Genomic DNA, 22,177 nt, shown 5'->3' with positions numbered 1-22,177 from the left:
CCTTCCTCCTTTACGATGCAGGTTACCACGATAGAAAAGAACCACCTGTATAAAGGCCCATCTTGTTACGGGGGGGACAGCATCAGCATCCGTGATCGCGGCCACGAGGATCCGGACTGCGGATCGGCATGGAAACGTGACCCTCCCTTCTTGGGCTCCAACACTCTGCAATCATGACGTCCTCTTTCGATCAGGTGGGGTCATGATCTATGCATATGTTGACCCTGGCCACGGCGCTTAAAGTTCTCTTACGTCAATGGCTTGCAAGTCTACGGAGCGGGACCAAGCGTCGGCAACCGTTCAGATTCATTGGTCCACCGCCCTCAGGATCGCTTGCCAGTCCTGCCCTGCACCAAGGATACGCAAGATGACGAGGCGACCTTCCTCGATCCGGTAGATGATCAGATGCTCAGCGCTTGGATGGATGCGGACAGGCGGATCGAACTCCGGACGCTCGCGCGCCATCTCCGGCATGAAGAGCAACCGGTCGAAGGTATCTTCCAGGATGTCGGTATAGCGGTCGGCCTGCACCATCGACCACCGCTTCGCCGTGTAAAGCCAGATGTCTTCCAGGTCGTTCCGGGCGGCCGGTGTCAGCCGGTAGGCGGTCAGACTACTTGCGGGCATGCTGCTCCCGCATCCGCGCCTTGAACGCCTTGAAATCGAACGGCTCGGGCGCGCCGCTCTTCACACCCTCGTCAATCGCGCCCTGCAAGGCTTCGATCGCCTGCGCGCGCTCCTGGTCACGACGAATGAGGTGGCGCACATAATCGCTCGTATTGCTGAAGCTGCCGTCCTTCAGCCGCGCTTCAACCCAGGCCTTCATCGGATCGGGCAGAGACACATTCATCGTTGCCATGGGTCATCCTCCTTCATCCGAAAATCGTATCATGCGCTGACAAGGAATGTCAAAATCCCTGGCAAGATTTGCCATATTGTGGGTCGACAGGAAGCGTCGTGATTGCAGAATGCCGGGCCCCAAAGACGGGGGCGCGGAAGCCCACGGCCAGGATGGCGTCGAGGTTGTCGCGCAGGGTTCTGCAGGACTTCCCGCCGGCGGCAGTTGTCAAGTATTCCTTGACGAGTGCCTCTTGATGCGAACACTTGGGATGTGTATTGTTCGTGTGCTCCACGAGGGTTCCATGCCGCAAGCCACGTCTGAAAAGCAGCGCACGAACGTCACTCTCACTGCGGCCAACCTGGCTGCCGCGCGAGAATTGGGCCTGAATGTCTCGGCCATCAGCGATGCCGCGCTGGCCGAGGCCGTTCGCAAGGCGAAAGCCAAGGCCTGGGCCGAGGAAAATGCCGGCGCGATCGCAGAACGGCGTGCCTGGATAGAGGCGCATGGGGCGCCCCTGGATGATCTTCAGGTGTTGAAGACCGAGTGATGGCGCAGTTCCAGGTTTTTCGCATCGCCGGCGGCAGGCTTGTGCTCGATCTCCAGACGGACCTGATCGAGACCGGCACGCGGGTCGTGGCGCCGCTCTTGCCAGCGGAGTCCGGCCCGACGGCCATCGGGCGCCTTGAGCCGGTCTTCAAGATCGAGGGTTCGGCTTACGTTCTGCACACGGCCGAGATGGCCGCAATTCCATCGGCGCTGCTCCAGGGGGAGCCTCTCGCAGATCTTTCCGAGTTCGATTACGAGATCCGCGGCGCCCTCGATATGGTGTTTTCCGGCTTCTGATCGCTTCGTACATCCGGTCGCGCTGATGGTCCGGAAAATGAACGAGGAGCTAAATGCGAATGACCGCCCGGGCATCAGACCGTGATCTTCTCGATCAGCGTGACGCCGGTTAGCCCCTCGAAATGTGCGTCGCAGGTCAGGAGCAACGTACCTTGCGCGCAGGCCGTAGCGAAGATGCCCAAGCTCGCCCTTCAACGTGGCGATCTGCTCCTGCATCGGCACCTCGTCCTCGGGAACGTAGGGGCAGAGGAAGAAGGGAACATCATTGCCCGGCACGTCGCCGCCAAGAACCCGGCGACCGGTGATGATCGCCTTCAGATGCGCCCTGAGCGCCGGCGTCGCGCGCGCCGTCTCACCTTCGTCGAGAATGAAGTCGAGATCGGTCATCCTGCCCCCGGAATGCAATCGAGCCCTGGCCCCGGACGACGCCGCAACAGTTCAAGGAGAGACGCGCCGAGATGGAGGGTCTGCACCCGGCCGGCTGCATCGATCAGTTCCGCCTCCCGCATCATCCGGAATGCCACGCTGCGCAGGCGCTTGCGCGTGCTTTCCGCCAAATTGGCCACCTCCGGATGCGTCAGGCCGAGATCGTCGAGAAGCCTGTCGAAATCCACCGGCCGGACCGGCTCCCCGAACCCGCGATAGCGATCCTGGAGGGTTTCGCGCGCAAAATCGGCCAGCACGCGATATTCCCGACAGGTCGCGATCCATACCAGGGCGCGGGCATCGGTCATGCCGCATTCCGCGAGATGGGAAAGCTCTGCCTCCTCGAGCCGGGAAATGCGGCGGATCACCTCGTTGCGCATTCGCCGCGCGGAGTCCGGCCGGCCTGTTCCGACGAAGAGATTGTCCGGTACCTGCTTGCGGACCTGCCCCCAATTGCGGCACGTGAACCATGCACGCGCCAGGTCGCGAGCTTCGTGCAGGAAAAGGCCGCCAACGGTGAACGACATGCGATAGACCGGCTCGGCGCCCATCGGCGAATACCCCCTGAAATCCTTTCGTGCCCGCGCGTTATCGCCGGCCAGGGGCGCGGCCTCGATCCCAGCCTTCGCCAGCGCCATATCCACACGAAAATTCACGCCCAAGCTCACTCTCCCCACTTTCCGCCCGGATTTCAAATGTCTGCGGATAGCCTAGTAGTTGTGGGAGACAGAAAGAATCCCCCGCCCTGAAAAACTTGTGGATAGAGATGACGCAGCCCGCCCGGAAAACTCACCCGCCAAGCGCCGCCATCACCTCGTCGCGGTTGACCAACACGATCTGCTGGTCGCGCGGCGCCCGCGCACCTGGGTCCGCGTCCAGCCCAACTCCCGATTTTCACCTGTACGAGATCGATCCATCTCGATTTCGCGCTTTCATGGGCGTCCCATCGCGTTCAAACATGGTTGTCATTGCGGCGCTCACGGGGTCAGAGCTCGTCGACGCGTTCCCCTCACCTTCCGCGGCCGCGACAGTCTCGCCGAGAAACGGGATGATCGCGAACTGGTCCCCGTCACGTGGGCTGATCGAGAACCGGTCCGTCAGGGTCACCTCGAGACCAGAGAGGAAATCGGTCATCCCGAGGCGCGCCTCCGCGTCGGTCCGATCCATCCGGACCCCGGGCTCGAGGGCGCGGCGGAACCGGGCAAGCGCCTCCCAATGCTCGTCCAGGTCCGTGCCGGCCTGAAACCGGTCCGCCACCTCCAGCGCGTCCAGCATCCATCGGGGGAGACGCCGAAGCCCGTCGGACCCGTCGCCCGAGGTCTCGAGGATCGCGCCAGTCCGGTGCGTGATCTCCTTTCGGCCGGCGCGGACCCAGTCATGGGTGAGGCGGAAATCGGGGCTTCCGATCTGGCCCATGACGTCCGTGCGCAGGGTGAGATCCACCAAAGGGGGGAGGCCAAGTGCATCCGCCGTTTCGGAGGAGAGAGCGCTCAGCGTTTTGTGGGACAGGCGGATCCGGTTCTCTCCGATTTCAACCTCATCCCCCGCCGTCTCGGCGGTGGCCCGCAGCTCCGCTAACGCGAAACCAAGACGCTCATCATGATCGAAGTCCTGCTCTGCCTGACGGGAGAGCAGGCGATCCAACAAGGACTGGCGCGACTTGAATTCAAGGGTGACCCCATCCGGATCATAGCTCAGCGCAATCAACTCCGCCCATCCTTGCCGTCCTGGCACAGCAGCCCATAGAGCCTTTGGAGTTCCCCGATTTCCATTGGTCGAAGATCCGGGTCACGTTCTCTCAACTTCCTGATCGCAATCGCCGCGGTCTTGCGTTGTTCGAAAGTGTCTTGCTGCCTGCCGATCTCTTCAAGTGCGTCGACATGCTCGAGAAGAAGGTCCAGCCGATCTTCGGCGCCATCAGACAGGGACCGGAATTTCCCGGCGTCGGGTAAAGAAGCGCCCTCAGGTTCAGGTGCAGTCTGCCTTGTCTGCGCCGGCAATTCGGACGAGATGGAAGGTTTCGCGAACAGGTCATCCAGATCGATGCCGCTCGTTTTCAAGTTGATGAGGAGATGTTCAAGCGCGTTTCGAAGCCTGAGCGGCAACACGCCCCGTTCGGCGCGTACCCATTCAAGCCCCTCTCTTGACTTGGGCGACAGGAGGGGGCGCGTTCGGCCGTCGGCGGGCGCCTCCAGGTAATCGAGCACGGCCGCAATGGCCCCAGGTCCATAGGCGATCATCCGGTCGGTAAGGCTGGGGAACCGGGCCTTCCTCAGGGTATCCCCTAAACTATAAATAAGACACGAGCCGCCGCGACGGAATCGCCCATAGGATGATTTCTGTGGAAAAACAGCCCGCTTTCCGACTGTTCGATGCCGGCAAACCGAAATCGGATGGCCGGATTCACCCTTGCGCAAGGCTTCACCCGCCAAGCGCCGCCATCACCTCGTCCCGGTTGACCAGCACGATCTGCTGATCCCGCGGCGCCCGCGCGTCCGGATCCGTATCCAGCCCCAGCCGCTTCAGCGCGTAGTAGAGCAACGCCCGGCGCACGGGGATCCGCGCCACGCCCTCCTCCATCGCGTAATCCATCTCGAAGACCCGGGCCTGCGCCTCGGAAAGCCCCGGATGCGGCGCGATCACCAGCTCGATTTCCTCCTGCCAGGCCCGGTCGTCCGCGGAGGCACTTTCCGCAAGCCCGCTCTCCCGGGCCTCCAGGATCCGTGAAAGCAGGAAATCCTTGAACACGCCGTCCCGCCGGCAGAAGGCCCGCGCATGCCAGCGGAACCCGTCGAAGGCCAGCGCATGGGGCTCGATGACCCGCGCCCCCGGCTCCGGGCGCGACATCGACTGGTAGACGACCTCCAGCGCCAGCCCGTCCGTGATCGCCCCGTAGACCTCGCGCAGGATTTCCGGAACGACGCCGCGCGCCGGCAGGGGCGCGCCGGCCACCGCCGGCAAGGGCGCGATCCAGCTCTCGGTCCGGGCCAGCAGGCCGGTCTCCACGGCCTGAAGCTGGGCCAGGAACCCGCCCGCGTCGGGCCGGTAGAAGCGCGGGCGGAAATTCCGGCCCCGCCGGTAGCACTTGGCATTCCGGTCGTAGACCAGGTTGCTCTTGCGGCCCTCGAGATAGGTGTTGATGTCGGCCGAGGCCTGCTGCTGGGACAGCCCGAAGGTCCCCATCAGGTCGCCACGGTTCAGCCGACCCGTCCAGAACAGGCGGAACTCGATGAACTCGTAACGCTTCTCGACACTCCATCGCGGACCTGATGCGCGGACTGGACTCATGAACCCGCCTTCAGGATAAACCGAGCTTTCCGATGCGTCCAGTTTTCCGATTGACTCATTTTTCCGGCCCAATGATCTTCGCGGCACCGTTGAAAAGAGTCTACCACAAGACACGGGGTCGAGACATGAAAACACGCTATCGCAATTTCCTTGGGGCGGCGCTCGTCGCAACGCTGGCGCTTGGCGCCTGCGCCAAGCAGCCCGATCAGATTGCCGCGGTAGAGATCGATGACCATGATTACGCGCGGCTTTCCTGCAGTCAGCTGGCCGACCGGAAAACGCGGATCGAGCAGGACCTCACGAACCTGAGCGCGGCACAGAAAGCCGCCGCTTCCGGGGATGCATGGGGCGTCTTCCTGCTCGGCCTGCCCGTGTCCAGCATGTCCGGAAATGACAAGGAAGCCGCCATCGCCATTGCCAAGGGGCGCCTCCAGGCCATCGAGCGCACGATGGGCGCAAAGCGGTGCCGCTGATGCCCGGGAAAGCCCTGCGCCCAGGCTTGTCCGTCTTCCTTCTGGCAGGGCTCCTCGCCCTGCCGGCAGCCGCCGAGCGCGTTATCGAGGGGCGCGTCACCGTCGTGCGCGATGTCGACACGATCGTCGTGGCCGGCACGCCTGTCCGCCTGAACGGCGTCGACGGGCCCGAAACCTCCACCCGCGCCGGCCGGGACGCCCGGAGCTTCATGGCGCGCCTGGTCGGCGGGAAGCATGTCGCCTGCCGGCTCAACGGCGCGCGGACCTATGACCGCTGGGTCGGGGTTTGCTATCTCGATGGCCAGGACATCGGCGCGATCGCGATTGCCAATGGCCAGGCGCTGGATTGCCCGCGCTATTCCGGGGGACGCTATCGAGAACTCGAGACGCGGGCCGCGCGGGCGCGGCTGCCGCGCTCGGGGTATTGCCGGTAGCCGCTCATAGCGATGCCGCCTGATCTGAAGCCCCTTCCATCCGACGGGATTGGTGCGGGAGGCTAATCGCTTATTGCGGCCTTCCGTCCCTCCACGATCCGCCTGCTATTTCCGGAGGCGGTGATCGTCGAAGACCTAGCCCGCAGCCGGGAAATCAGCGACCACGGAAGTGATGCTCGAGGCCCTCTTCCAGGAGTGCGCCCAGGCCCTCCGGCATATCGGCAACATCCACCGCGACCTGCGACCCGCGCCCGGATGTGAGCGCCTCGAACCGTTCCATCGACATGATCACGAACCGCGCCTTGCGATGCTTTCGTGATCGCGACGGGGGACCGAAGCGCGATCTCGCGCGGTGATGCAGGCGCTGGATGCGGTCAATGCCCGGTTCGGCAAGAAGACCATGGTCCTTGGTTCCGAAGGGACAGGGCGGGCCTGGGCGATGCGCGCCGAGTATCGCAGTCCGCGATACACCACGCGGATCTCTGACTTGCCGGTGGAGCGGTAAACTTGCTGGCCGTGTGGAGATCGCCGTCAGCGAATGGAGCGACCGGATTTCACGAAAACCCGGCATCGCACCGCAGGAGCTCTGAGAGGCTCTCTGAGGCGCGCTCTTCCATTTTCCACCCAACACAGACCCGAAAACACGCCCGCCCTCAGCGCCTCGCTCCGCGGCCCTGAGGGGCAATCCGCGGCCTGACCCGCTGGCGCCTGGGCGCGCCCAGCCTGGCCACACGCCGCCTCTAAGCGCCCCACCCGACCGCTTCGGGCAATCGCGAAAATCGCCCCTGCTGTAACAGGCTCTCCTGACGCGCCAAAAATCTCTTCTTTATTTTCAATATTTTAGGCTTTTTCCGTGCGTCATGCTGAAGTGGTGTTACAATTTTTCCCTTTATTTTCTTGGACTTACCCCTTCCTGCCCGCGGCGTCGAAATCGCGTTACACCTGTTTCGTTTATTTTCAATGGCTTAGCTTGTGTAACGCGTAACGCCGAGATGTATATCCCTCAGGGGCGTGTGCGTACGTGCGTGCGCGTGTGTGTGCGTGCGTGTGTGTGTATGTATGTATATATATATCTATATCTTGTTACATAGATAGATAGATAGATTATATGACATAAAATCATACACTTAGAGATGTAACATAAAGTGTTACATCAGATCTTCACGTTACATCCTTGTTTTGTAATAATTTTTTGAGATTCCTGTTACACACTTCTCCCGCAAAACGGCTCCGAGGAGGCTCAAGAATGTCTGTTTTGCAGGATTCATAACCGGAAAGCCATTTTTCTTCAATATGTTACGCACTTTCGGGGCATTTGGGGGTTATGAAAGTGGGGGTTATGAAAGGGGCAAAACGGACATTTCCGGGCAGTCGGCCTGCTCTCCCGGCAGCCCGCGCGGCGCAGGTTTCAACGAAGAGCAGAAGCATCGCGCGTTACAGGGCCGCGCTTGACGAACGTGGATAAGGCCCCCTCGACCGGATTCTGTCCGCCGGCAGGTCCGAGCTACGGCTACCTTTGGCAGACGACATGCCCTGAGGCGCGATGCTCGCGTTCGACCTGAGCGCGACAGCCATGCCTGCCGTCCCCTGGATCGCTGGGGCACCGCCAGGCAACGCGGCGGTGCCGTACGGGTCGGCCGCTCCCGCGTAAGTACTAATACGCGGGCCCGGTGGCATTATTGAACGACATTTCCTCGCACGCCCGGCCGGTCCGCATTTTCCTGGAAACGCCCGAACATGCGCCGCCGGCCGCGGCCGGCATGACCGATCCTGCGCGCCGTCTCCGCGAGAACCGGCTGGGTTTTCCACAGAAATCTGCACATCCCTGCCGCTTCTCTACCCCACCCCGATCGGGATTTTCGGCGCGATATCATAGGTTCTCCATGCACCCCGCGGGCGAAGGCCGCCCGGTTGAACGAAGGAGACCTGACCATGCGCAATATGACCGGACCGGTCGGAAAGTCGAACACCACCAAGCGTTCGGAAGAACAAAAGATCCGCCTGACACCGGCGGAGAAGTCAGAACTGAAGCGCCGGGCGCAGGAACACGGTTACGCCCAGCTTGCGGAGTTCATCCGCACGCGCCTGTTGTCCGCGCAGGTGTCGCACGACATGCGGCTGGCCCGCGATATCGCCCGGGTCGGCGAGCTGCTGAACGCGCTCCTGCACCTCGCCCAGGGCACGGACAGCCCGATCCCCCGGGACCGGATCGAGCGGTTGCTGGATGCCGCCGAACAGTTGTTTCTGGCCCATTTGCCGGCGGGATCGGAGCGGGGCTGATGCGGCCGCACCTGCAATTTCACCGGACGGCCGAATGCCTGGCAAGCTACGACATGCGGCCCGGCCATGAGCTGCTGGGCGGCACGGTGCCCGTGTCCAGCCCGACCCGGGCGCGCCGGTTCTTCCAGCGCTTTTCCGATCCCGACCGGGACGGGTTCGTCCACCTCACCCTGTCGGCGCCGGAAGGGCTCTGGCTCTCCCGGCCCCAATGGCTGGCCGTCTTCCGCTTCGCGCTCGGCCGGCACGGGCTGCCGCCCGACATGGCGCCCTGGATCCTCGTGCGTCACGCCGATGCGGCCTGCGATCACGCCCATGGCTTCGCCGCGTTGAGAACCTTCCTCGGCTTTCCCTTGCGCCCCATCACCAGCCCCGCCCATACCGATACGACCCACCGGGGGCTGGCCCGGCGGCTGGGCCTTGAAGAGCCCTATTACAGCCGTGGGCGGCCGCTCCGCCTATCCGGGCATGTGCCCAAGCGGCGCCTGGCCGAGCATGTCCATGCCCCGCGTCTGGCCCGGGACCTGAACGCGGCCTTCGCGCGGCGGCCGACGGACCTGCCCGGGCTGAACGCCGCGCTGGAGGCGGTCGGCAGCCCGATAAGGGTCGAGATCGAGACCACCGGCCATGGCACCCCTAGCTTTGTCTGCCGGCACGCGGACACGCTGTCCTTGCGCCTCTCCGCCCTGGGCCATGATTTCGAACCGGCCCGCATGCGCGCCCGCTTCGCCCATGCCGCGGCCCTGCGCCGGGCGGACCCGGTGCTGGCCGCCGGCCTCATGCTGCACACCCTGTCCGGACGACCCGAACAGGCCGCTTTTCCCATGACACAGGAGACATTCCATGATCCAGCCCCAGCCCACGCCTCTGGCCTTGCCGGACCCGGAAAAGGTGCTGATGAGCACGCTGGAGGACACGCGCAAGGACGTGCAGGCCCTGCACCCCTTGCTGGACCTCTTGCAGAACCCGGAAACGACAGAGGGCTCCGCCGCGGCCCGGCTCATCAAGACAATCCTGGAGATGCGGGACATGCAGGAGCGGCAGGCCCACGCGCTCGGGGCGGTGCAGGAGAATCTGGACGCCGTTTCGCAAGACGTGGCCGCCCTGCGCGCGCTGCTGGAGGGGCCAGCGGAGACCGGCTGAGCCTTGGCGCCTGGATCGGGCGGGTGTTGAAAGCGGCCCGGCAAAGCGCGGATCGGTTCCGCCAACGCATCCACGCGTCGGCGCGCCGGATCGACCTGGTCTTCGCGGATGGCAGCGCGGCGCGGGCCACCCCCGATCGCATCCTCCTGGGCCGTCCTTCCCGGACCGGGACGTCGGGCACGGCCGAGGTGTTCGCGCAGGCCTTTTGTGCGCACTCCGACCACCTGCCGGCCCCGCCCGACCCGTTCAACCCGCCCGCGCCAGGCATGCTGCTGTCCGGACGGGCGGCGGTGCTGCGCCGCGCGGCGCAGGCGCGCGCGGACCGGCTGGTCATTGTCTCCCTGGACCTGGACCCGCCGGACCTGCTGCGGACGCAACTGTCGGCGGCCACGGGCCTGCCCTGCGATCGCGTTCCGGTCGTGGGGCTGGAGGCCCAGCCCCCGGACAGCGCGCGCCCGGTCTTGGTCCTTGGCCCCGCAGCCCTGGCGGCCTTCCGGGAAGACCCGGCCGCCTGGCGGGAGCGCCTCGGCACGCTCGAGGCCGCGCATCCCAAACTGCCCTGCCTCGACCCCGAAAACCGGAAAACTACCCTGCCCCGCATGGTCGCCAAGCTGGCCCGGAATGCGGCCCGGTTCAGCTCGGAGGCAGAGCCGGAAGCGGGAGGCTCGGAAATGGGATGAGGGGCTTGGGTCCGGTACGCCGGGCCGGGCGACCGGAGCGGATCCGCGCTTGTTCCGGAATTTCCCCTATGGGCGATGCAGGCGGCGCGGGCAAGTTGCGTGGACGCGGCCCCGCGGATCATCATCCTCCGCTCGGAAATCCAGACGCCCCCCCGTCAGGCCAGGTAATACTTGCGACCCAACTGTGCCCGGCAGTCCGCCGGAAAGCTGATCGCGCCCTTCCGGATGCGTCGAAGCGGGCGGGGAACTGCCGTTCGCTGCGCGTCGGACGAATGACCGCTAAGTGCTGGAAACGACGACGCAAACCTAAGCTATTCGAATTCGACTTGAGCGGTTTCGCTGCTTTGAACGTGCGCTTGTCTGGACGTGTTGCATGAGCTACCGGCTAAGTCCTCGAAGCGTTCTTAGTGTCACCGTCTTTGTCAGATAGGTGGCGCGAAGCATGCCTTCTTGCTCCATGAAAGAGTAAAGTCGATCAGCGGAAAGTTGTTCTTGTACCCTACTCCCCTCGCAGGCAACCTCTGGGCAGATTTTCGGAACTCCATCGCCGAGACAATGAGCTCGCCGCGAAAGCAACAATGAAGGTGACCGCAGATGCAGCAGTTCAGTCTTGAGAAATCCTCGCTGTGCGACAGCGCGCCGGAATTCGATTTTCCGGGGATTGCGAACGAGGCAAATAGCCGAGCTCGGTCGTTGCAGGAAATTTTTCGCGTAACTCTAAGCCCCCAGAACAGACGCTTATTGTCTCTTGGGTTCTATTCGATCGACGGCGGACTAATCACGTCCGAAGAAGTCTTTGATCGGTTTGCTCCTGAATTCTTCCATCGTTCAAGACGTGTCGTGCGGATCGCCGGACAGGTACACCTCAGAGGAACCCGGTACACCATCTCGACGAACCCAACATTCGAGTTGCGACAAAAACTTGCCCATTTCAAAGAGGATTTGGACGAAGCCTTACAGGCCATCCAAGAAACAAAGCACGCGTTCTTTCAGCTTGGAATAGCGGATTACGCGAAGAACTCTATTATCACGATGTTCAACAGCTTTTTGCATGAGGAGAAGCAAGGGAAATACAGGTTCGATCAGGTTGGGTACCAATCGGTCCGCCGCGATGGGCAAGCATACGCCCAAGCAGCAGTGGATTTTTTTTACGGAGTTTTGCTGCAGGCGCAAAATTTGTCAAATAGCGGCTATCGGACACTCGTCGAAAAGCGGAAAACGTTCGACAAATTGCAAGAACACATTCTACTCGAGTACCAGCGCGGCGTTTTCTCGTCTCGGCATATCACTCGTCGAGAGGCCGCGCACCCTCTTACTATTGCTGCAGCGGCCGCGCAATACGCTCGATATGGGAGTCGAGAATGCGAGACCATTATCGGGTTGCCATCAGGCTCCACAGAACTGGCGCTCGCTCATGCTACCGCACAGAGATTCATCAATAGGAAGAAGTGCGAAGTACTTCTGGTGCCGGTATCTCTTCACTCTTCAAAGGATGAATTCGACACGCACGGTCTGACTGGGTCAGACCTCGTCCGATGGACAAGTCACCACGAAAAAAAACTTGCCGGAAAACACGTAGCGATTGTCGATGACAACAGTTCAACGGGGCAAACGATCCAATTTGTTGCGGACGCATTGCAGCCAGCTAAAATTGGAAACCTTGAAGTCGCGGTCGCCGAGGCCGATGTCACACGTAGCAAACTGGACCTGCACCACCCATTGCGGAAAAACATCGCAAAACGGTCGCTTTATCAACACTCTGTTGGTGTTTTAGCGGTATCAAAACGGCTCCGGCCCAAGGCCGACCTAAAGGAGATCTACGAGCAACGAAAGATGTTGAATTGTGTGCGGAAAAGATACCTGACTGAGAAATGTGATTTGTCGCGGCAGATTGTGGGTAGAACCTATTGTGATCTACTTAAAACAAAAACCGAAGATGTAATTTCTAAGTTGCCCGACGACAAGATTATTCGGGTTTTTCGAAAAACATTCCTGTCTAACTTTTTCCCAGTTTCCGTCGTAGTCGATGGGGTCAAATATGATTCTGTTGAACACGCTTATCAAGCCATGAAGTTTGAGGCGGGGACTTGGGAGAAGATATCTGATAGCGACATCGAAGCCATCAATCGTAAGCTGGCTGCACGTGGAGCGCGCGTGACCCGAGCAGACCTGCCTGAACTTTTCGTCAAACCAGAAATTTCGGCCGGAACGTCGAAAGTGGCCGCCAATTACCTTAGGATATTAGGTTTTGTTAGAAGTGACTGGGACGATGTCAAAGTTCCAATCATGACTGACCTTCTCCTTCAGAAATTCTCCCAATCGGACCTCTATTCTCGACTGCGGAAGACCAATGGCATGTATCTAATCGAAGGTAACGACTGGGAAGATACCTTTTGGGGGGAATGCAACGGCCGCGGGCGTAACGTTCTTGGTAGAATGCTTATGGTAATTCGAGAGATTAAGCGATCAGACCTTTCAAGTGCGGCCGAGGTTATACGGAATCAAAATCACAAGGCGGCGGCCGGAATTACTGTTAATTGATCGCAAATCTCGTCCGGACCTGGCTGACAAGTACCAATTGATGGTTGCGTAGCCCACATTGCGTGAATTGGTCTGCTTGCAGACCTTGGCTGCGTCAGGCACGAAGGTCGGTTCTGGGCCGCCTGTGAAGGCGGCCCGTCGTCTTCATATCTCAACGCTCTCCGAGATCGCCAGAGCATCTTCCAGTTCGACGCCGAGGTATCGGACGGTGCTGTCCATCTTGGTGTGCCCGAGCAACAACTGCACGGCCCTCAGGTTGCCCGTCTTCCGGTAGATCTGGGCGACCTTCGTCCGGCGCATGGAATGTGTGCCGTAGGAGGTCGGGTCCAGGCCGATGGAACGCACCCACTCCCGCACGAGCCGGGCGTATTGGCGGGTCGAGATGTGAAGGCGTTCGTGGAACCGCCCCGGCCAAAGGTATTCCGAGCCGATCATCAGGGGCTCCTCCATCCAGCGCGCGAGCGACCTGCGCGTGCCTTCGGTGATCTCGAACCTGACCGGGCGCTGCGTCTTGCTCTGGATGATCGAGGCGCGTTCCTTGACCTGGCCGGCCGCGTAGACATCCGCAACCTTGAGTTTCACCAGGTCGCAGCCCCGAAGCTTGCTGTCGATGGCCAGGTTGAACAGGGCGAGGTCGCGGTGGTTCCCGGCGATGTCGAGGCGCACGCGAATGGCCCAGACATGTTTTGGCATCAGCGGGCGTTTCTGGCCGACCACGCGGCCCTTGTTCCAGGCGGGGCGGCAGGCACGAATGGCAGGCAAGTTGGCGGTGGGCATGGCAGTTCCTCCCATCCGCCTCGCCCACCACGACACCAACCCGACGTTGGTGACCCATTGTAGCACGGGAGACCGGCGAGGCGGCGTGGCCAACCGCGGGGCCCATGTCGATGGACGCCGCGCCTCGTCCGAACGGGCGCAATGCGCAGATTGCGGACGTGGCGCTTTGGAAAGCCGATGCATCCGTCTTGAGCCGCCGGCAGACCGGCCTGATGCTTGATCATCGCGCCTGCGCACGCCATGGTGGCGGTTGTAAAGGTATTTCGGAGTCTTCGGCGCTATGAATTTCACCCGCATCGGGCGCATCTTCGCCCAAATCTTCTTTTGGTTTGGCTTCATCGGCGCCGTCTTCTCGCTCTACCAAGGCTTCATCGCCTTCAAGTATCCCGAGCAGATGATTGCCCAGTCCAAGTACCTTCATGAAAATGTCGGCGGCGCACTTACCGTCGCCTTCATGGGGTTAGCCCTTGGCGTTCTGTGCGAAATCAGTTCAAAGAGAGGCGCGCCTGATCGTCAGGCGTAAGGCGATCGAGACGACGACGCGCTTGCCATGTCGTGGCACACAGGACGCAAGGCTGGCTTAGGCAGCTCACTGCCTTTTCCGGCGGCCGTCCGTGACCAAGTTTTATTTGCAGCGAATGTGGCGTTCGGGCTGGCCTGCGACATCTGATGGTTTGTGTCAGGTACTCGAAATGCCCCGATATGTGCGGTGTGCCGGCTGCGTGATTTCGCAGGCGCAGCGAATGGCTGGAATGACGGGCCGCGCCGCGGCGGAGCGAGGCGATGTCAATGGCAGGAGTGGGCCGTCAACGCTCCGTGGCTGCCGTGTTGGACAGAACCGCATCGTCGAAAATCCCGTAGAGAGCCTCGAACTCGGCGGATCCTGCGTCGAGTTCGCCGGCGAGCGCGATACGCGTCTGCATTTCGACGGAAGACGGGACAGCGTAGGCAAGTTCCGCATCCCCCTTCGGGATCTGCCGGGCGATGTCACGGGCATCCAGGCCCTGCGCCGTCACGTTCTCGACAAAAGCGAACCGACGCGCCCGGTCAAGCAGCCACTGAGGAACAGCCTCGGCACGCAAATCGAAATCCCGATAGTAGGTGTCGAAAAGCAGGCTCACGACCTTCCTCGGGCCAATCCCTTCCAGAATTTCCGCCAGTTCGCGATAGCCCGATCCCTGGGCCAGGGCGTCAAGGGCTTCTGCGTCTCCAGCGATCGCCGCTCCAAGGTTGAACAGCCTGATCGTCATTGCCTCGGCGGCGGCGTTCTCGGAGTCGCTGCCGAAATCCGATATCCGCAGAAGTTCGTCCAGAGTCTGCCGCTCGCCCTCGGACCCAAGGATGAAGGCGGCTTTTCCGGCACTGTCCCAGCCGACGATGCTGTACGACCGGTCCGCCTCTTGCGCGATGGCTGCCTTTGCTCGCGCGGCGTTTCCATGTGTGGCGCTGAGCCAAAGAGAGCGTGTCCTGCGGGGACTGGATGTGTCCTGCGCAGCGGCGATCACCTCGTAGATGCGCCACAGTACATCCGGCTCGAAACGGGAAGGATCGTCGAGATCCTCGATCTGTCCGCTTTCGAAAAAGCTTTCCAGATAGGTATCTGCGTCCTCGGATCGCAGGATGATATCAAGGATCCTGTCCGGGCTGACGTCCGGCTGGAATCCCTTGTCGTCGAGTTTCGGCCAAAGCTCTTCCATGCGGGAGTCGATTTCCGCCATGTCCATGCCCTCGTCCAAAATCACACTCACGAACTCGGACGAAACGGACCCCGTGCGCGCCGCATCCTCTGCCGCCACGCGCTGAACCCGGTCCCTCAGGGCATCGCTGATGTCGTCCCGGAACAGCCGTTTTGTGCCTTCCTCGACAAGGGCCGCCGCCAGCGCCGACACGTCGCTCCCCTCCGGCACATCGAAAAACGGGGACTGATCCGCAATCGCCCTGATGACCGCCGCAGCACGCGCATGATCGCCAGTCGCAAATCCCGTCAGCCCGACATCGACAAGGAACGCCGCGTGATCCTTGGTCAGGCGATTGTCGATGTCGAAGCTATCCCCGAAAAGCGCCGCGTAAAGCCCTGCAAGAAGCTCCTCGTAGTCACCTTTCATTGCGAATTCCGCGAGAAGCGCCGTTCTCCCCATGGGAGAGTTTTCGATCATCGCGCTCAGGCAGGGTTGCGTCGGCCGGATCGGGCATTCCTCGGCAAGCGCATCCTGCTCCAGATCGAGGGTGATGGCCGCAATCTCGCGGTCGAGTTCCGACGGCGTATAGGCGCCAAGCTTTTCGTCCAGCACGATCCTGACAGCCACATCGGAAGCCGGATAGTCTTCGACGATTGTCGTGAATGCCGATTTAATGTCATTCAACTGGGCCAGGCGCTCGGCAGGGTCTTCGGGCAAGTCGGCATAAAGACGAATGGCCTGAACAAAAAGCGCATTGGCGGCGGATTCCTCGGCCGACGCGCCGGGCGACGTCATCCCGATAGTCATAATGATAATCAAGGCGTAATGAAAATTCCGCATGCTTGCCCCCAAAATCCGAGTCCGCGACCGCATAATCGTTTCTCGGTCTGTTCCAAATTCTCTCGTGCACGGACGCCCCTGGTTCAACGTCCGCCGAATCCGATTGCAGGATTGTCAGGTTCCGTCCGACGGTCAAGTCTTGCGCGCACCTGGGCGCACACCGGTTACGTACGCAATCGTTCCACAGACGATGAATTCGGCTGATCTGGCGTTCCGTCTGCCGATGAGCGAGGAAGGCTGAACGTAAAGAGAGCCCGGCGCACCTGCACCAGATCGTCTTTCTCGCACGCGCGGCGATTGACCGGTTCGATGACGCTGCACCGTGGTGCCAATTCGGTCGACGAATGTCGGGAAAGGGCCGAGACTGTGTGAAAACTCAGATTTCCGGAATCTGCGGGGAGTTACTTCCTCCGCGAGGGCTCTTGGCGGCCCGACAATAGAAATACTTCTCGCGGAGGCGTCTTCAAGAGAACTTCGTTCCGGCTCCGGCCATGCTTGACCGAGTTTTCACACAGCCTCGGCCGTCCTCGACGCCGCGAACTGCCTGCATCCTAACCCCTTTCCTCCAGCACGCCCAGTTCCTCCCACATCCAGCGGAAGTCGTATTCGGCCATTGGCGTGCCCTCGGCCTTCGCGCTGCGGTTCTCGAGGTATTTCAGCCATTCCATGACCTTCTTTCGCCCCGCGGCGCTCCGGACGGCCTCGCGCGGGGTCTTGTCGCCGAGCGCGGGGATCGGCTGGTCCAGCGTTTCGCGGTAGTGCCGGTCGAGGTGCTCCTGCATGATCTGTCGGGCAATCTCGGGCGGGATCTCGTCCGCCCCCTCCGGCGGCCCTCCTGGGGCATCGCGGTCGCGCATCGCCTGGTCTACCGTCTGGATCGTGGTCAGCGGGGGACGCAGGAGATCGCCCAGGGCCGCCGTGATCAGGACCGAACCGCGGGCCGCACGCTCCTTGGAATTCACTTCCAGGATCAGCGCCTTGCCTTTCAGGTGCAGCGCTCCGAGCACCGTGCCGCCGTCCGAGGATGTTCCGAGGGCCAGTCCCGGACCCGTGCCCTTGGATTTCGAAACACCTTTCGCCGGGGTCAGCCAGCTCCAGGATTTCGGACCGTCGGACGAAAGCTCCGCCTGCCGGTCCAGCACCGTCGCAACCTGGCCCTGCACCACGCCCGCCGCGAAGGGGAAGCGGAGCTCGTGGAACACCAGATCCTCGCCGTCGGTGTTGGTCAGGTGCGGCATCTGCGGGTCGAGCAGGCGGGGCAGATGGGTGAAGAGCCAAGCGCTGCTGAAGAGCGGCGCCGAGGACCGGAGTTGCTCCACGCTCAGCCGCGGGGTTTCCATCTTGCGAAGCCGCAGCGCATCCCGCAGCCCGTCGAACAGAAGCTCCACCGCATCCGCCGAAAAGGGCAACAGGCCTCCAGAGATCACGTGACGATCGCGGACCGGCACCACGCGGACGGCGACCCGGTCCCACTGCTTCAATGACCGCGTCGCGCTCTTTTCCCGCACGGTCACGGGGTCCGCCCCGGTCAGCAGATCGCGCAGCACCATGCTGGTGCCGGGGACCACCGCGGTCACCTCGTGCAGGCTGACATGGGCGTCGCGCAGGCCCTCGATATAGGCGCGGTTCAGCACTTTCTCCGTCCAGCCCCGCCGCTTGAGGTAGGTCTCGACGATGTTCTGCCCGTCGGGCGGCCAGCGGCGGGACAGGAAATCCTCGAAGGCGCAGCCCCAGAGGGTCCAGGGCGCCTGGTTTCCAAGGATGTCGGCCAGGTCCTCGAAATCGAGATCGAACTCTTCCAGCGCTGGCAGGAAATGCTCGTCCACCACCCCGGCCAGCCGTTCGGCCCAGGCCTCGTCGCGATGGGCGAAATCGATGATCCCGCCGAGATCGTGCCCCTGTTTCACCGGTGTCCTCCCCCTCGGATCCGCTGCCCATCCGTAGGACTGCCCGGAATGCCGGGCAAGCCCGCAACGAAGCTGGCCGGAAAACCTCTCAGTACGGCGGCCGGTCACGACGACTACGGCCTGACCAGGTGGAACTCCGGGCCGTCCGTGCCGCTCGAATGCGCACGGTTCGCGGTAACGCCGCGCGGCATCCGACGTCGGAAAGGGCCAAAATACTGAATGCTGCGCTTGGCACGGACGGCCGCAATGCGCAGAAACCGGACCCAGCAGGCTTTTGCCAAGCCCACGAGAGCAGACTCTCGGTCCGATTGCGGCGAGCGGATTTTTTAGAGACCCAAGTTCGCTGTTCTACCGCTCGGACGATCTGGCAAAGTTCCGAGCAGTACGTTGATCACGGCCATTTCAATCATCGAGATCGCTCCAGGGATTTATTGTCATTCCCGAGATCCACCCCGAAGATGTGACGCAGTATATTCATGATCTCGGGATGGTATTCGGCAATCGCAACCCGCGCGAACTCCTTGGGGTCAACGCCACAAGCGTCCGCCAAATCCGGAATACGCTCAATCGGCACTTTCATCTCACCATGCTTCATCATGGAGATCACGTTGGCTCGCGTAAAGCCGGACCGATGGGCGATCTCGCGCTGTGTACGTCCTGATGTCGAGATTGCCTCGGACAGGAAATCTGCTGTGGGGCTGTCCGCTTCACTCATCTGCTTGGTCCTTTACGTTTTCATGCATCTTCACCTTCTCCGAGCGCGCACGGCGTCCGAGTTCCTGTTGGCTCATGCGGATCCACGACACGCCTTGCACAATACCCCACCCGCCGCGACTGGACGGAGCCGGCCTGCGCCAGCTTGGAACATGCATTCCTTGCAAGCGCTCGAGAGCATCCTCAAAGTTCTCGAGTCTTTCTTCCTCGCCTTTGAGACCAATCGTGAATCCGTTGCGCCTCCGAAGCTCGGGATGGAACACGGAGCCATCCCGTGCTTCGGGGATGAAGAAGAAGCGCATGTCTGCGTCTCCATGACCCGGCTCCTCCCTGCTCAGGGATAGCCGTTTCGTTCGCCAGATTGACGGAAAATAGTTGTCCCGCCCCTCAAGCCACGCCAGCGCTTCATGGGCTGGTATTAGTCCATTTTCCCGGTGCATTTCCGGATCGCGGCCGGTCACCATGTTCCGCATCCGCCCCTGACTGACGCCACCAAGGAGGGCGAGTCCCTCCGGTTCAACAGGCCGGTCATGATCGAGCGCCCACCGCGCCCTTGCCATCGAGATGGTATTCTCCAGGTCGGGGGTTCGTTCTTTCCCGAGCCAGGCATCTAGGGGGCAGAGAGCAAGGAAACGTTCCGCCGCCTCGACCATTTCTCTTAAACGGTCCTCAGGCTCGGTTTCGTCGCCCTCTTCCTCGGACCCAAGGTCGATCCCGTAGCGGCTATAGGCACTCAGATTGTGAAGCATCGAACCGAACGGCCATTCACTGAAAGCGCCAGACTCATTGTCCGCCAACGCTTCACGCCAGTCCTCGCCGCCTCCAGCCATTGTACCAATGATCCGATGCATGCCGTCAGCGGCATCTTCGGGTCGGACGATCATGGTCAGGAAGTCCCCGGCGGCCCTTACCAGCTCGACAAGAGTGACGGCCGGGTCGCCGTCGTTGCCATAAGTACGTGTAAACTCGTCATGGCGTTGATCAGCATCCATGTCACGTGGCTTCACCTCATCCATGATTAGGCTCCCAGCTTTTTCATCTTGGCCGTGAGGTCGGACTTTGCCGCATCCAGACGATCGGCATTGGTCTTGGCGGACAGGAGTGCGCGGGGTTTGCGACCAAGGAAATAGGCCACCCTCTCCGCACTGGCGCCGCTTGGATGCGGGAGCCCATCGAGTATCTGTTCTCGGGGAACGCCGGTCTTTTCAGCCATCACCGTGAGCGCCTCCCCAACTTTCGGCCCGAGCGGGACCCATAGCGCATCGGGCAGGGTCCGCATTTCCTCTACCAGCGCGGTCTCGAGAAGGTCCCTCAGCATCGGGACACCGGTCATCGCCGGCGTTCCGGAATAATTCGCGCCGTCAACAAACACGGGGTAGCGCAGGGCCGATGTGAAATGCACGAGGTTCGCGTCCCCTGCCCAAAGCGACGCCGTGCTCGCCAATCCAAGAAGACGCGCCACACCGATTGCATCGAGCATATCGACGAGATTTTGCCGCATCGGACCGGAGAAACTGGCATGGGTCTTGGCAGCTTCGAGGGCCGCGGCCGTTGCGCAACCGGCGCGCAATTGACGCCGGCACTCCTGGATCGCATTCCGCATTTGCTGGCGCCCGGGTGTGATTCCTACGATCACGATACGAGCGTTCCCGTTGATGAAGTCGAAGGGTGCGTAAGCGATCTCGATCCTCTTACCGCGGTGCGTGTCCGCGGCAATCAAGAGTTTCGAAGGCGATTCCAGTTCGCTCTCCAAAGAGGCCTGACCGGCAGTCTCGAGGAAACGAAGGTAGTCTTGGGCGAGGTGCGTTGTGTCCATCTGTGGGGCTCCTGTCGTGGCGTCCATTTGCGTGATGTAATGAATCACACATAAGGCGCCCCTCAAGAAGCGTCAATAGCCGTGATGTGTGCGAGCACATAAGTCGTGCGGGTCCGTCGCCCGCGACCGCGCTTCGCAATTCGTACTTCGTTTGTGCTTTCCGCGTTTTCGAGGCGCTATCCCGATCAAAATGCTCTGTTTTTGCCCGGTCCGAACCCTTGGCCAGAAGTCCGGAGCTACGGCGACTTGCCGCGCCGCCATCGAGAACAAGCGCCAGATCGTCGGCGAACCCTGTGTTCCTCCGTTGGCCGGCATTTGAAGGGCCGCTTTGCCAAGTGGCTTCGGTTCCCCGTGCGTCCGCTATGGGCTGGCATGCGACATCTGATGGTTTTTATCGGATATCCGTGCGATCCCTCGCAGCATGGTTGCGCCGCATGCTCTGCTTCGCGGACGCAGCGAATGGCGGCTCTGACGGGCCGCGCCGCGGCATATCGTTGTCAAGGCAAGGGCGGCTTAGGGCCGACCTCGCATCCGGTCGCGCACGGTGATCAAGGGGGCCGCGTGTCGGATCGGAGCGCGCTGACCATGCGTGCGTTATCCAGCGCGATGACGCTCTGGTCCGCGAAGGTCTGCGCCAGCGCGGTGGCCTGGGCGCTGAAGGGACGGACGCTCTGGCGATAGATCGTGAAGGCACCGGCCAGCTGGTCGCCCGACATCATCGGGATCGCCACGAAGGACCGGGCGCCGCCGAGGATCGCGGTGGCGTGGCGCAGCGGATCGTCGGTCTGGAAGAGTTCCTCCGCCCGGACGTCGTAGATGTTGACGACGCCGTGACCCGTGGCAAGCCGGCCGAGCCCCGTGCGCGGGCTGACCGCGAAGATGCCCTCGGCATCGAGCCAGTCGCGGAACGGGTCGGGGATGCCACGGCTATGGGTGGCCGCGAAGCGCCGCTCGCCGTGATGGTCGAACAGGATGCCGAATTCCGCCTCGCAGAGGTCCAGCGCGAAGCCGAGGATCGCCGACATCACCGCGTCGATCTCGCCCTGCGACCGGCTGATGATGCGCAGCACCTCGGCCAGGGCCTGTTCGCGGCGCAGCGCCTCCTCGAGGCTGAGCGCCAGTTCCGAGATGACCGCCGCATGGTCGGTCTGCATTCCCGCGTCCGGCGGCGCGCCCGAGAGCCGGGCGTGAAGCTCGAGCTTCGAGGAGACCTCGAGCTTGCGGTAGATCGTGGCCAGATGGGTGCGCACGGTCGAGGGCGCGATGCCCAGCCGCTCGGCGATCGCCTGATAGGTGTCGCCCTGCGCATAGGCGCTGGCGATCTCGATCTCGCGCGGGCTGAGGATCTCGTCGGGCGACATGGGGTGCGGGAGGTCCCTGGCTGGATGCCCTCATCCTGTGGCAGCCCGTGCGATCCGGCAATCCCGCAGATGCTGTAGTCGAATACCGCACGGCGCACGGCCGATTTACTGCATCTGCCGGATTCCGCGCTCCGCGA

25 protein-coding genes are annotated in these 22,177 nt (G+C 62.1%); 10 read left to right on the top strand and 15 right to left on the bottom strand.

Annotated elements, in window-relative coordinates:
- Positions 1–306: 306 nt before the first annotated feature.
- Both BUR28_RS00330 and BUR28_RS00325 read right to left on the bottom strand, forming a co-directional pair.
- Entirely contained in the window at positions 307–627 is a 321-nt protein-coding gene (locus BUR28_RS00330; protein ID WP_074218293.1) for a type II toxin-antitoxin system RelE/ParE family toxin, read from the bottom strand.
- Entirely contained in the window at positions 614–859 is a 246-nt protein-coding gene (locus tag BUR28_RS00325) for a type II toxin-antitoxin system ParD family antitoxin (protein ID WP_074218292.1), read from the bottom strand. Before BUR28_RS00325 ends, BUR28_RS00330 begins: the two co-directional genes overlap by 14 nt.
- Before the next feature lie 283 nt (positions 860–1,142).
- Between BUR28_RS00325 and BUR28_RS00320 the strand changes: the two genes are divergently transcribed.
- Both BUR28_RS00320 and BUR28_RS00315 read left to right on the top strand, forming a co-directional pair.
- Entirely contained in the window at positions 1,143–1,388 is a 246-nt protein-coding gene (locus BUR28_RS00320) for a type II toxin-antitoxin system CcdA family antitoxin (RefSeq protein ID WP_074218291.1), read from the top strand.
- Positions 1,388–1,684, top strand: a complete 297-nt coding sequence (locus BUR28_RS00315) for a CcdB family protein (RefSeq protein WP_074218290.1) — start codon at positions 1,388–1,390, stop codon at positions 1,682–1,684. Before BUR28_RS00320 ends, BUR28_RS00315 begins: the two co-directional genes overlap by 1 nt.
- A gap of 383 nt (positions 1,685–2,067) precedes the next feature.
- Here BUR28_RS00315 and BUR28_RS00310 read toward each other — a convergent pair whose 3' ends face one another.
- The 4 genes from BUR28_RS00310 to BUR28_RS00295 form a co-directional block, all read right to left on the bottom strand.
- Positions 2,068–2,766, bottom strand: a complete 699-nt coding sequence (locus tag BUR28_RS00310) for a DUF1819 family protein (protein WP_254813777.1) — start codon at positions 2,764–2,766, stop codon at positions 2,068–2,070.
- Positions 2,767–3,004: 238 nt separating this feature from the next.
- The gene (locus tag BUR28_RS00305; protein WP_175566864.1) at positions 3,005–3,817 is read right to left on the bottom strand and encodes a hypothetical protein; all 813 of its coding nucleotides are present in this window, start codon (positions 3,815–3,817) and stop codon (positions 3,005–3,007) included.
- Positions 3,814–4,350 (bottom strand): hypothetical protein, encoded by a 537-nt coding sequence (locus BUR28_RS00300; protein WP_074218288.1) that lies wholly within the window; start codon positions 4,348–4,350, stop codon positions 3,814–3,816. Before BUR28_RS00300 ends, BUR28_RS00305 begins: the two co-directional genes overlap by 4 nt.
- Positions 4,351–4,531: 181 nt before the next feature.
- A complete protein-coding gene (locus tag BUR28_RS00295) occupies positions 4,532–5,398 on the bottom strand; it encodes a WYL domain-containing protein (RefSeq protein WP_074218287.1) in 867 nt (288 codons plus the stop codon).
- Between the two features lie 125 nt (positions 5,399–5,523).
- Here BUR28_RS00295 and BUR28_RS00290 point away from each other — a divergent pair, with 125 nt between their 5' ends.
- Positions 5,524–5,871: a hypothetical protein gene (locus BUR28_RS00290; protein ID WP_074218286.1), complete on the top strand. Its 348-nt coding sequence runs from the start codon at positions 5,524–5,526 to the stop codon at positions 5,869–5,871.
- Positions 5,871–6,305, top strand: a complete 435-nt coding sequence (locus BUR28_RS00285) for a thermonuclease family protein (RefSeq protein ID WP_083626292.1) — start codon at positions 5,871–5,873, stop codon at positions 6,303–6,305. The genes BUR28_RS00290 and BUR28_RS00285 overlap by 1 nt, the downstream gene beginning before the upstream one ends.
- Positions 6,306–6,459: 154 nt before the next feature.
- Here the strand turns inward: BUR28_RS00285 and BUR28_RS00280 are convergent, their stop codons facing one another.
- The gene (locus BUR28_RS00280; RefSeq protein ID WP_254813664.1) at positions 6,460–6,597 is read right to left on the bottom strand and encodes a hypothetical protein; all 138 of its coding nucleotides are present in this window, start codon (positions 6,595–6,597) and stop codon (positions 6,460–6,462) included.
- A gap of 63 nt (positions 6,598–6,660) precedes the next feature.
- Here BUR28_RS00280 and BUR28_RS00275 point away from each other — a divergent pair, with 63 nt between their 5' ends.
- A complete protein-coding gene (locus BUR28_RS00275) occupies positions 6,661–6,810 on the top strand; it encodes a DUF4113 domain-containing protein (protein WP_083626289.1) in 150 nt (49 codons plus the stop codon).
- A gap of 1,427 nt (positions 6,811–8,237) precedes the next feature.
- Positions 8,238–8,585, top strand: a complete 348-nt coding sequence (locus BUR28_RS00270; protein WP_074218285.1) for a plasmid mobilization protein — start codon at positions 8,238–8,240, stop codon at positions 8,583–8,585.
- 455 nt (positions 8,586–9,040) lie between these two features.
- On the opposite strand, the gene BUR28_RS19755 is transcribed toward BUR28_RS00270, so the two are convergent.
- Entirely contained in the window at positions 9,041–9,427 is a 387-nt protein-coding gene (locus BUR28_RS19755) for a hypothetical protein (RefSeq protein ID WP_074218284.1), read from the bottom strand.
- Between BUR28_RS19755 and BUR28_RS00260 the strand changes: the two genes are divergently transcribed.
- From BUR28_RS00260 to BUR28_RS00250, 3 genes are all read left to right on the top strand, one after another.
- Entirely contained in the window at positions 9,426–9,725 is a 300-nt protein-coding gene (locus BUR28_RS00260) for a hypothetical protein (RefSeq protein WP_074218283.1), read from the top strand. The genes BUR28_RS19755 and BUR28_RS00260 overlap by 2 nt on opposite strands.
- 23 nt (positions 9,726–9,748) lie before the next feature.
- Complete coding sequence (locus BUR28_RS00255) at positions 9,749–10,405, top strand: hypothetical protein (RefSeq protein WP_074218282.1); 657 nt, start codon at positions 9,749–9,751, stop codon at positions 10,403–10,405.
- A 594-nt stretch (positions 10,406–10,999) separates the two neighbouring features.
- Positions 11,000–12,946: an NADAR domain-containing protein gene (locus tag BUR28_RS00250; protein ID WP_083626286.1), complete on the top strand. Its 1,947-nt coding sequence runs from the start codon at positions 11,000–11,002 to the stop codon at positions 12,944–12,946.
- A gap of 144 nt (positions 12,947–13,090) precedes the next feature.
- Here the strand turns inward: BUR28_RS00250 and BUR28_RS00245 are convergent, their stop codons facing one another.
- Complete coding sequence (locus BUR28_RS00245) at positions 13,091–13,723, bottom strand: tyrosine-type recombinase/integrase (RefSeq protein WP_074218280.1); 633 nt, start codon at positions 13,721–13,723, stop codon at positions 13,091–13,093.
- A gap of 280 nt (positions 13,724–14,003) precedes the next feature.
- On the opposite strand from BUR28_RS00245, the gene BUR28_RS00240 reads away from it, so the two are divergent.
- Positions 14,004–14,246, top strand: a complete 243-nt coding sequence (locus BUR28_RS00240) for a hypothetical protein (protein ID WP_074218279.1) — start codon at positions 14,004–14,006, stop codon at positions 14,244–14,246.
- Between the two features lie 283 nt (positions 14,247–14,529).
- Here BUR28_RS00240 and BUR28_RS00235 read toward each other — a convergent pair whose 3' ends face one another.
- From BUR28_RS00235 to BUR28_RS00210, 6 genes are all read right to left on the bottom strand, one after another.
- A complete protein-coding gene (locus BUR28_RS00235) occupies positions 14,530–16,197 on the bottom strand; it encodes a hypothetical protein (protein ID WP_175566863.1) in 1,668 nt (555 codons plus the stop codon).
- Between the two features lie 596 nt (positions 16,198–16,793).
- Positions 16,794–18,149 (bottom strand): DUF7986 domain-containing protein, encoded by a 1,356-nt coding sequence (locus BUR28_RS00230; RefSeq protein ID WP_074218277.1) that lies wholly within the window; start codon positions 18,147–18,149, stop codon positions 16,794–16,796.
- 406 nt (positions 18,150–18,555) lie between these two features.
- Positions 18,556–18,864: a helix-turn-helix domain-containing protein gene (locus tag BUR28_RS00225; RefSeq protein WP_074218276.1), complete on the bottom strand. Its 309-nt coding sequence runs from the start codon at positions 18,862–18,864 to the stop codon at positions 18,556–18,558.
- Positions 18,857–19,879: a hypothetical protein gene (locus BUR28_RS19750; RefSeq protein ID WP_074218275.1), complete on the bottom strand. Its 1,023-nt coding sequence runs from the start codon at positions 19,877–19,879 to the stop codon at positions 18,857–18,859. The genes BUR28_RS00225 and BUR28_RS19750 overlap by 8 nt, the downstream gene beginning before the upstream one ends.
- A 2-nt stretch (positions 19,880–19,881) precedes the next feature.
- The gene (locus tag BUR28_RS00215) at positions 19,882–20,679 is read right to left on the bottom strand and encodes a uracil-DNA glycosylase family protein (protein WP_083626283.1); all 798 of its coding nucleotides are present in this window, start codon (positions 20,677–20,679) and stop codon (positions 19,882–19,884) included.
- Positions 20,680–21,227: 548 nt separating this feature from the next.
- Positions 21,228–22,040, bottom strand: coding sequence for a LuxR C-terminal-related transcriptional regulator (locus BUR28_RS00210; RefSeq protein WP_074218274.1), 813 nt, complete (start codon positions 22,038–22,040; stop codon positions 21,228–21,230).
- Positions 22,041–22,177 lie beyond the last annotated feature (137 nt).

This window comes from Rhodovulum sp. ES.010, assembly GCF_900142935.1.
GTDB lineage: Bacteria > Pseudomonadota > Alphaproteobacteria > Rhodobacterales > Rhodobacteraceae > Rhodovulum.
The sequence above is the reverse complement of the archived record's forward strand: the minus strand, read 5'-3'. Positions and strand labels throughout refer to the sequence as shown.